This is a genomic window from Streptomyces sparsus (genome assembly GCF_054776295.1).
Genome location: NZ_BAAHCA010000100.1, coordinates 1 through 9569, shown reverse-complemented (window position 1 = coordinate 9569; position 9569 = coordinate 1). Strand labels below are relative to the sequence as shown.

At 68.3% G+C, this 9569-nt stretch carries 9 protein-coding genes and 2 pseudogenes; 7 read left to right on the top strand and 4 right to left on the bottom strand.

Going from position 1 to position 9569, the window contains the following annotated elements:
• Positions 1–239: 239 nt before the first annotated feature.
• A complete protein-coding gene (locus ACYVE9_RS08345; RefSeq protein ID WP_461027100.1) occupies positions 240–1223 on the bottom strand; it encodes a terpene synthase family protein in 984 nt (327 codons plus the stop codon).
• A gap of 335 nt (positions 1224–1558) precedes the next feature.
• On the opposite strand from ACYVE9_RS08345, the pseudogene ACYVE9_RS08340 reads away from it, so the two are divergent.
• Together ACYVE9_RS08340 and ACYVE9_RS08335 are read left to right on the top strand one after the other, a co-directional pair.
• A pseudogene (locus ACYVE9_RS08340) lies at positions 1559–1741 on the top strand (SAM-dependent methyltransferase); the annotation flags it as partial.
• Between the two features lie 39 nt (positions 1742–1780).
• Positions 1781–2314 (top strand): annotated as a pseudogene (locus ACYVE9_RS08335) (SMI1/KNR4 family protein).
• A gap of 211 nt (positions 2315–2525) precedes the next feature.
• Here the strand turns inward: ACYVE9_RS08335 and sodN are convergent.
• The gene (sodN, locus tag ACYVE9_RS08330) at positions 2526–2921 is read right to left on the bottom strand and encodes a superoxide dismutase, Ni (protein ID WP_461027099.1); all 396 of its coding nucleotides are present in this window, start codon (positions 2919–2921) and stop codon (positions 2526–2528) included.
• Between the two features lie 185 nt (positions 2922–3106).
• Here sodN and sodX point away from each other — a divergent pair, with 185 nt between their 5' ends.
• Entirely contained in the window at positions 3107–3445 is a 339-nt protein-coding gene (gene sodX, locus ACYVE9_RS08325; protein WP_461027101.1) for a nickel-type superoxide dismutase maturation protease, read from the top strand.
• Here sodX and ACYVE9_RS08320 read toward each other — a convergent pair.
• Positions 3367–3978: a CGNR zinc finger domain-containing protein gene (locus ACYVE9_RS08320; protein ID WP_461027098.1), complete on the bottom strand. Its 612-nt coding sequence runs from the start codon at positions 3976–3978 to the stop codon at positions 3367–3369. The two genes, sodX and ACYVE9_RS08320, sit on opposite strands and share 79 nt — an antisense overlap.
• A 90-nt stretch (positions 3979–4068) precedes the next feature.
• Between ACYVE9_RS08320 and ACYVE9_RS08315 the strand changes: the two genes are divergently transcribed.
• Complete coding sequence (locus ACYVE9_RS08315) at positions 4069–4845, top strand: class I SAM-dependent methyltransferase (RefSeq protein WP_461027097.1); 777 nt, start codon at positions 4069–4071, stop codon at positions 4843–4845.
• Positions 4846–5006: 161 nt separating this feature from the next.
• On the opposite strand, the gene ACYVE9_RS08310 is transcribed toward ACYVE9_RS08315, so the two are convergent.
• Positions 5007–6203 carry an NAD(P)-dependent malic enzyme gene (locus ACYVE9_RS08310; protein WP_461027096.1) on the bottom strand — a complete coding sequence of 399 codons (1197 nt, stop codon included), beginning with the start codon at positions 6201–6203 and terminating at the stop codon, positions 5007–5009.
• Positions 6204–6733: 530 nt separating this feature from the next.
• On the opposite strand from ACYVE9_RS08310, the gene ACYVE9_RS08305 reads away from it, so the two are divergent.
• The 3 genes from ACYVE9_RS08305 to ACYVE9_RS08295 are packed head-to-tail and all read left to right on the top strand — an operon-like array spanning position 6734 to position 9446.
• The gene (locus ACYVE9_RS08305) at positions 6734–7684 is read left to right on the top strand and encodes an ABC transporter substrate-binding protein (protein ID WP_461027095.1); all 951 of its coding nucleotides are present in this window, start codon (positions 6734–6736) and stop codon (positions 7682–7684) included.
• Positions 7685–7728: 44 nt separating this feature from the next.
• Positions 7729–8688 (top strand): amino acid ABC transporter permease, encoded by a 960-nt coding sequence (locus ACYVE9_RS08300; RefSeq protein WP_461027094.1) that lies wholly within the window; start codon positions 7729–7731, stop codon positions 8686–8688.
• Positions 8685–9446, top strand: a complete 762-nt coding sequence (locus tag ACYVE9_RS08295; RefSeq protein ID WP_461027093.1) for an amino acid ABC transporter ATP-binding protein — start codon at positions 8685–8687, stop codon at positions 9444–9446. The genes ACYVE9_RS08300 and ACYVE9_RS08295 overlap by 4 nt, the downstream gene beginning before the upstream one ends.
• The last annotated feature ends 123 nt before the right edge of the window (positions 9447–9569 follow it).

The following is a 9569-nucleotide window of genomic DNA, read 5'->3' as shown; positions in this document are numbered from 1 at the left end:
GGGGACGGCGGGGGGCCGGGCGGGGAGGGGCGTTTGGGTCAGGGCGGGGACGGCGCATGCCGGGCCGGACGGAACGGCGGGGCCGGCCCGCGGTCACCCACCCCAAAGCAGACCGCACCCGCTCCGTCAGGGGCGCCGGTGTCGGCGGCCTGCGTCACACGTGTGTGGCTCAGCATCAGCTGACCGGAAAGTCGGATAGCTGGCTGTCGAGCCTCTTCCAGGTATCTGCTTCAGATTCATCAGCTGCTTTTTGTTGCAGTCGCCCACCCGACGTACCGCTCTCCTGCTTCCAGCGACCAATCGTGACAACCGCGCATCCACCCGGTAAGACTGCGAATGTGCAACTTCTGCCTTTTGGAGAGGAACGGGGCTGCCGCGACTGCCTCACGTTTGAACTCCGCCACCTCGTCGTTGGCGTCCTGAACGGTTCTGACCAGGGCATCGCCGATCTCGAGACCATGCGCCCCGTACACGGCTGGGAGATTCCAAAAATCACCCGGATGGCTTTCCTCGGCAAAGTAGGAGAATACGTCATTCTGCCATGCGGTCACATTGGCCGCCCGATGCCTGAGCGATGTCAGGCGGGGGTCACAGTAGTCGTTCCAGTGGATGTGATCCCCCCACGAGGCGTCGATAAGAACTATGCAGGCGAAAGAGCAGACTGTGTACAAACGTGTGGTCTTGTACGTCGCCACGCTCGGCGTCCCACCGGCGATCCGCATCTGGTTCTGGAACGTCATGGAGGCGAACCACAGCCTCAACTCCATGCACCAACGTGAGAATTGCTCAGGCGTTAACACTAAGCGGAGCCCGCCCATGACCTCGGTAAGCGCGGCTTCCATGGCTTCTCCCGAAGCGCCGGTCCCACGGCGCCCGTCGAGAATGTCGAGCACGGAAGCGATGGCGGGTAGATGGAGGGGGGACGTTGCGGGGAGATCGTCGACGAACTCGTCGTCGAACCAGAACCCCCAGGCGAGCATCCGACTGTAAGCGTGAAGAAGGTCCACGGAGGCGTGGGGAGCGGCGGTACGCGCGGCGATTCGACCCGCCCTGGTCTTCTCCAGGTGTCGCAGCGTCGGTACATCCACGAACTCGGACACCCAGGTCATCGCCTTTCGTTCGATGTCCTCGATAGCCGGGTGGCAGGTAGGTGGGAAGGGCAGGCTCATGTCGAGCATGGCCCTGGCCTTGTTGAGTGATGCACTCGCTGCAGGCTTGCTCATGCTTATCCTTCGCTCTGTCGGGGGACCGAACCGCCCCGGGGTCGGTGGCAATCCACGGTTGCGGACATGACCTTCAGTTGGTTTTCGGGATGGTGCGCGGGGTGTCACGCCGCTGCGCTCCCCGGCGAAAGGGACTGGGGCACTCCTCAGGCCTGTCGTGCCGGTTTCGACATCAAGGGGCATCGCGGTGGTCTCTGCATTCGGGCCCGACATCGGGCCCTCCCAGGACAGTTCGCGGTGGATTCGACGACGAAGAAGTCCGGTGCAGACCGACTCTCCGGCAGCCGCGGGCTGACACCTACGAGACAGTCCGGGATGCGTGAACGGGTTGAACGCGGCACGTCGTCACCCGCCCCGACGGCACCCGGCTCCCCATCGCCCGCTGGGAGTACTCGACCGTCCGGTGGGAGAAGCACCTCAGCGGGGCGGGCCTCTGGCTCACCTCGGCCCGGGAGTTGCACGACCCCCGCAGAGGCCGCTGGCCAAATACCCTGCTGATCCGCGCCCGCAAGCTCTGACGGTCGCGTTCATCCGGTCTACGGCGGACCCGTGTACGCATGTCCGTGAACGGAGATCGTCAGTTCCCCGCCGCGCTCGCCGCTGCCATGGCGGTCCGGCTCGAGTGCGTTGGCGAGGATGGTGTCGACTTCGAGCCCTAGGAGTCCTTTCCGACTGCCGATGAGACCACCGGGCGGTTCCGCGCGTGGACAGGTAACGGCGAGCTGAGCGGCGACGACTTCCGAGTGTTCGGTCAGGATGGCACCGGCGGAATCGCGGCGTTCCGGCTGGTTCGTCCAGGTCGGGAACTGCTGGAGCAGCCCGTTGTCTTTCTGGGCTCCGAAGGAGAGACAGGCGTTGTCGCTCGCGACCTGGGCGCCTTCCTGTGGCTGCTGGCTGGCGGCCTCGGTCCGTGGGAAGCAGCCACCTCGCACGACCCCGAGCCGGATCGGGCTCCCCAGGTCGATCGCGAGCTGGTGGCTGTCGCGGAGCGATTCGCTCCGGACCGCCGCGCGTCGGCAACGGTGATCATCGCCCAGGCCGCACAGGAGTTTCCTGACTTCGACGACACCCTCATGAAGCTCTGCCGTTGACCCCGGTCAGGTGCCCCGCCACGCTTCGGGGCGGGGCACCTGAACGGGGTCAACGGTCGCGACTGCGCTCCTGCGCGTTTCGGCTGGTCGAAGCCGCCCGAAAGCAGACCGCACCCGGTCCGTCAGGGGCGCCGGTGTCGGCGGCCTGCGGAACGGGTGCGGACCGGTGGGCGCCACTACCTGCGACAGCAGGGCGGGCGGCCCGGGTGCATCACGCCTTCTTGGTCTCCCAGAAGATCGTGTCGATGCGGGCGATGAGGTCCAGCGCCTTCTGGCCGGTGGCCGGGTCGGTGCTGCCCTTGGCGGCCGACAGGGCCTTGAGGGTGTCGTTCACCAGCTGGTGCAGCTCCGGGTACTTCTCGAAGTGCGGCGGCTTGAAGTAGTCGCTCCACAGCACCGAGACGTGGTGCTTGGCGAGCTCCGCGCGCTCCTCCTTGATGACCGTGGCACGGGCCCGGAAGTGCGGGTCGTCGTTGGCCTGGTACTTCTCCTGGACGGCCTTGACCGACTCCGCCTCGATGCGGGCCTGAGCCGGGTCGTAGACACCGCAGGGAAGGTCGCAGTGCGCGCTGACCTTCACCGTGGGCGCGAACAGGCGGGAAAGCATAGGGCTGTCCTTCCTCGTGATCGTCTTCTCCCGTGCGACATTACTCCTTGCGGCGGCGGTTTTTGCGGTGGGCCCCGGGGGACCGGGACTTAAGTCGCAGGGCCGGACCGGCGGACGGCGAACCGAACCGAGGGGCGATTTCTGTGCAGGGGCGACTCGGGCTGGCCGAGGTGTACAACCCGTCGATGCTGCCCACGCTGCGACCGGGGGACCGGCTGGTGCTGCGCTACGGCGTGCCGGTCCGCCCCGGCCAGGTGGTGGTGCTGCGGCACCCGTTCCAGCACGACCTGCTGGTCGTCAAGCGGCTCGTGGGCCGGCGGGACTCCGGGTGGTGGGTGCGGGGCGACAACCCGTACGTGTGGAACGACAGCAGGGAGTTCGGCGCGGTGCCGGAGGACCTGGTGGTGGCGAGGGCGTTGCTGCGGCTGCGTCCGCCGCGGGGCCTTCAGCTCACGCCGGGCTCGGTGCTGGGCTGGCTGTTCTCCGCCGTCCGCCCGCTGTCGCGGCGTTTCCGGGCCCGGTAGGCGGCCACGTTGGCGCGGGTCGCGCAGCGGTCCGAGCAGTACCGCCTGGACCGGTTGGTCGAGGTGTCGAGGTAGGCGTTGCGGCACGGGTCGGCCTCGCACACGCCGAGCCGGTCCACGCCGAGGTCGGTGAGGCTGAAGGCGAGACCCATGCAGGCGATCGCGGCGTAGCCCGCGCCGGCGTTGGCCGGGCTCTCGGCGAGGTGCATGTGCCACTTCGGGTTGCCGTGGTCGTCGCGGTACTCGTGGCCGGCGATCTGCGGGCTGGCCGGGTACTCCATGAGCAGGGCGTTCAGCAGGTCGACGGCGCGGACCTCGTCGCCCTCGGACGCCGCGGTGAAGACGGCCCGCAGCCGGGTGCGGACGGCGCGCAGCCGGCCCACGTCGGACTCGGTGGCCCGACGGGCCGCCTGGCGGCTCTCACCGAAGAGGCTCCGCACGGCGTCGACATCGGTCAGGAACTCCTCTCCGCGGTGCGGCTGTTCGGAGTTCACCAACCGCACGGCGAAGTCGGCGTAATGGGTCAGTTCCACTTGAGATCCTTACGGCCTGCGGTTAGGGTCGGTCAAAAGAATGAGTAAGGGTCGTTCCATGATCCAGCCTATTACGCATCGGAGGATTCGGTGACCGACACCGTCGCACACACCGACTGGACCGCCTGGCAGAACAGCTGGGACCGCCAGCAGCAGTGGTACCTGCCCGACCGCGAGCAGCGGTTCACCACCATGCTCGACACCGTGGAGGCGCTCGTCGGCCCCGAGCCGCGGGTGCTCGACCTGGCCTGCGGCACCGGCAGCATCACCGACCGGCTGCTCACCCGCTTCCCCGAGGCCCGCAGCACCGGCGTGGACCTCGACCCGGCGCTGCTCACCATGGCCCGCGGCCACTTCGCCGACGACAGCCGGGCCGAGTTCGTCACCGCCGACCTCCGTGACGCCGACTGGACCGAACGGCTTCCCCACCGCGACTACGACGCGGTGCTCACGGCCACCGCGCTGCACTGGCTGCACACCGACGCGCTCACGGTGCTCTACGGGCAGCTCGCCGGGGTGCTGCGGGACGGCGGCGTCTTCCTGAACGCCGACCACATGCCCGACCCGGCGACCCCGCGCATCAACGAGGCCACCCACGCCTACGACAAGGCCCGCCGCGAGCGGGAGAAGGCGGCCGGCAGCGAGGACTGGGCCGACTGGTGGCAGCGCGCCGCGGCCGACCCGGTACTGGCGGACGTGGTCGCCGAGCGGTTCGCCCTCTTCGGTGATCCGGCCAACGGCGACCACGCCGACGGCGAGATGCAGTCACCCGACTGGCACGTCCGCACCCTCCTGGCGTCGGGCTTCGCCGAGGCCCGCACGGTGTGGGCCTCACCCCGGGACGCCATGGTGCTCGGCCTGCGCTGACGCCGGCCACGCGCGGCGCACCGGACGAAGCCGGGCGTGCGGGGCGCCGGAGCGCGCCGGTAGGCGGAGCGAGCGCGACGAAGGCGGTACCGGCCCCGTGGGGTCGTACCGCCTTCGTCGCGTACTGTCGGCTGCCCCGAGCTGCCGCCGGGGCCTTGCCGTCACCGCCGGGCGACGCCCTCGGCCCGGGCGGCCGCGGCGACCGCGGAGGTGACCGCCGGGGCGACCCGCTCGTCGAACGGGGAGGGAATGACCTTGTCGACGCTCAACTCGTCGGCGACCACCGCGGCCAGCGCCTCGGCCGCGGCGATCTTCATGCCCTCCGTGATACGCGACGCCCGCACCTGGAGTGCCCCGGCGAAGATGCCCGGGAAGGCGAGCACGTTGTTGATCTGGTTGGGGTAGTCGCTGCGCCCGGTCGCCACCACGGAGGCGTACTTGCGCGCCACGTCGGGGTGGATCTCGGGGGTCGGGTTGGCCATGGCGAAGATGAACGACTCGGGCGCCATCCCCGCGACGGCCTGCTCCGGCACGTTGCCGCCGCTCACCCCGATGAACACGTCCGCGCCGGCCATCGCGGCCTCCAGCGACCCGGTCAGCCCGGCCTTGTTGGTGAAGCCGGCCAGCTGGCGCTTGACGTCGGTGAGGTCCTCGCGGTCGGTGGAGACGATGCCCTTGCGGTCGCAGACCGCGACGTCCCCGATGCCCGCCTCGACGAGGATCTTGGCGATGGCGACCCCGGCCGCGCCGGCGCCGGAGATGACCGCCCGCAGCTCGCCCAGCGGGCGTCCGCTGAGCAGTGAGGCGTTGCGCAGCGCGGCCAGCGTCACCACGGCCGTGCCGTGCTGGTCGTCGTGGAAGACGGGGATGTCGAGGCGCTCCTGGAGCCGGCGCTCGATCTCGAAGCATCGCGGTGCGGAGATGTCCTCAAGGTTCACCCCGCCGAAGGACGGGGCCATCCGGACCACGGTGTCGATGATCTCGTCGGTGTCCTGGGTGGCGAGCGCGATCGGGACCGCGTCCACGCCGCCGAACTGCTTGAAGAGGATGGCCTTGCCCTCCATCACCGGGAGGGACGCCTCCGGGCCGATGTCACCCAGGCCGAGGACCGCGCTGCCGTCCGTGACGACTGCCACGACCTGCGACTTCCAGGTGTAGTCGTGCACCAGGTCGGGCTGTTCCGCGATCGCGCTGCACACCTTGGCCACACCCGGGGTGTAGGCCAGGGACAGGTCGTCCGCATCGCGGACCGGCACGGTCGCCTGGACCGCCATCTTGCCGCCACGATGCAGAGCGAAGGCCGGATCGATGGCTTCCTCGTCCAGATCACTCTGCGGATTGACGATCTCCGCTGCCACTTTTTTGACCCCTTTTTGTCGAAATGCCGAGGGTACCGCTGCCTGGTTGGGGAGCGGGCGGGCACTGCGTTCGCTGCCTGTCCGGCGGATACCCACCGTCAAGGGGGAGGTGCGAACGCCGGGCGCGCCGCACACGCGCCCTGTGTCCCCGGGTGAGGGGTGTAACTGACCTTTGTACCGGATGCCCACCGCCGGGGACGAGTGACTTCCGGGACTTCTGGTGAGGTCCGGCGAACATGCGGTGACCGACGCTTCGGGCAATGCTGGACATAGCCCCTACAGGCCCGGTCGAGTATCCACGCTGCGGTACTGGATAGCGTGATGAAGCTCTCATTACGGTCACGGAGTGTCGAGTGAGGGCCGCTCAGGACCGGTTTGTGTCCGATGGTCGATCTCCGTTATCCGATTTTGACATCTTGCACCCCCTGAGGTGCGGTGTCCGGATGGCAAGATTCCCCCCATTACGCAGGGTCGCGACACCCGATCGGGTGCCCGGGCCCACCGGAAGTTCATCCGCAGGAGGACCCACCATGACCGCACGCACCACCCGCCGCCCGTCCGCCCGTCTCCGGCTCGGCGCGGCCGGAGCCCTCGCGGTCACGGGCGCCCTGCTGCTCACCGCCTGTGGTGACCAGACCGAGGGCAGCAGCAGCGACAGCGACAAGAAGGAGACCAACGCCTCCGACGCGCCGCTCTTCGACAAGCTGCCCAAGCGGATCCAGGACGCCGGAGAGATCAAGGTCGGCTCGGACATCGCCTACGCGCCCGTCGAGTTCCGCGACGAGTCCAACGAGGTCGTCGGCATCGACCCCGACATCGCCGCCGCGATGGGCGAGCAGCTCGGCGTGGAGTTCACGTTCGAGAACGGCACCTTCGACGGCCTGATCCTCGGCCTGAACTCGGGCCGCCACGACATCATCATGTCGGCCATGACCGACACCAAGGACCGCCAGGAAGGCCTTGACGACGGCAAGAAGGTCGGGGACGGCGCCGACTTCGTCAACTACTTCAAGGCCGGGTCCGCGCTGCTGGTGCAGAAGGGCAACCCGGAGGACATCCAGAGCCTCGACGACCTCTGCGGCAAGACGGTCGCCCTCCAGCGCGGTACCGCCAACGAGGACCTGGCGAAGCAGCAGAACGAGTCCTGCGACAAGCCCATCAAGGTGCTGACCTTCGACAAGGACTCCGAGGCGCTGGCCCAGCTCAAGCAGGGTCGTGCGGTCGCGGACATCAACGACTACCCGGTGGCCGCCTACAACGCCCAGACCGCCGGCGGCGGTGACGACTTCGAGGTCGTCGGCGACCAGATCGACGCCGCGCCCTACGGCATCGCCGTCGACAAGGAGAACACCGAGCTGCGGGACGCGCTGAAGGCCGCCCTCGACGCGATCATGGAGAACGGCGAGTACGAGAAGGTCCTCAAGAAGTGGAACTCCGAGGAAGGCGGCCTCGAGGAGGCCACCATCAACGCCGGTAAGTAAGCAGACCGGACCTTCTCACCACCCTCAGCAAAGGTAACTCTGGCGTGTCCGACCCTCACGACAAGGCTGCCTCCCGGCCGTCCCTCTCCAAGGACGCCGGGGGAAGCCGCCGACCTCCCGAGGCCATCAAGGCCATCCCCGTCCGGCACTACGGTCGCTGGATCGGTGCCGTGCTGGTGCTCTTCCTGCTGTTCCTCGTGGTGCTCGCCTTCGCGAACGGCGACATCAAGTGGGGAACGGTCGGTGAGTACCTCACCTTCGAGACCATTCTCAAGGGCGCAGCCAACACGCTGTGGATCACCCTGCTGTCCATGGCCATCGGCGTCGCGCTGGGCACGCTGCTGGCGGTCATGCGGCTCTCGGAGAACCCGGTGATGAGCACCGTGGCCTGGGGGTACATCTGGTTCTTCCGGGGCACCCCGGTGCTGGTCCAGCTGTTCCTCTGGTACAACCTCGCGTACGTCTTCCCGATCCTCAACCTGGGGTTCTACCGGGACGAGATGACGGACGTGATGACGCCCTTCCTCGCGGCGCTGCTCGGGCTCGGGCTCAACGAAGCCGCCTACATGGCGGAGATCAGCCGGGCCGGTATCCAGTCGGTCGACGAGGGGCAGACCGAGGCGGCCCACGCGCTGGGCATGTCCCGTGCCCGCACCACCCGGCGCATCGTCCTTCCGCAGGCCATGCGGGTGATCATCCCCCCGACGGGCAACGAGTTCGTCAACATGCTCAAGACCTCGTCGCTGGCGTACGCCATCACGTTCGGCGAGCTGATGAACGCCTCGGTGACGATCTACTCCCGGAACCTCGCCGTCATGGAACTGCTCCTGGTGGCCACGATCTGGTACCTGATCCTCACCACGATCTTCAGCATCGGCCAGTACTACCTGGAGCGGCACTTCGCGAAGGGCTCGTCGCGGAACCTGCCGCTCACCCCGGTACAGAAGATCAAGGCGCAGGTCCTCTCCCTGCGTTCTCCGCACCACTCTGGAGGGACCGTATGACTCCGATGGTGAAGGCGGAGAGCGTCCACAAGTCCTTCGGTCCGGTCGAGGTGCTCAAGGGCATCGACCTGGAGGTCGCCCCGCGTGAGGTGTTCTGCCTGGTGGGGCCGTCCGGCTCCGGCAAGTCGACCTTCCTGCGGTGCATCAACCACCTGGAGCGCGTCAACGCCGGACGCCTCTATGTCGACGGCACACTGGTCGGCTACCGGGAGAAGGGCGACAAGCTCTACGAGCTGAAGGACCGCGAGGTCGCCGCGCAGCGCAAGGACATCGGCATGGTGTTCCAGCGCTTCAACCTGTTCCCGCACATGACGGCCGTCGAGAACGTCATGGAGGCGCCGGTCCAGGTCAAGGGCGAGAGCAAGGCGGTCGCCCGGGAGCGCGCGACGAAGCTGCTCGACCGGGTGGGGCTCGGCGACAAGAAGGACACCTACCCGACGCAGCTGTCCGGCGGCCAGCAGCAGCGGGTCGCCATCGCCCGGGCGCTGGCGATGGAACCGAAGCTGATGCTCTTCGACGAGCCCACCTCGGCGCTCGACCCGGAACTCGTCGGTGAGGTGCTCGACGTGATGCGCGACCTCGCCGAGTCCGGCATGACGATGATCGTCGTCACCCACGAGATGGGCTTCGCCCGCGAGGTCGGCGACTCGCTGGTGTTCATGGACGACGGCGTGGTCGTGGAGTCCGGCAACCCGCGTGACGTGCTGGGCAACCCGCAGCACGAGCGGACGAAGGGCTTTCTCTCGAAGGTGCTCTGAGCGGGGCGCCCTGACCAAGGGTGCTCCGAGCGGGGGCGCTCCGAAGCGCGGCGCGGTCGGCGCGCGGCTCGTGTGACGCAGGAAGGGGCGGGACCCGGCGAGTGGCCGGGCTCCCGCCCCTTC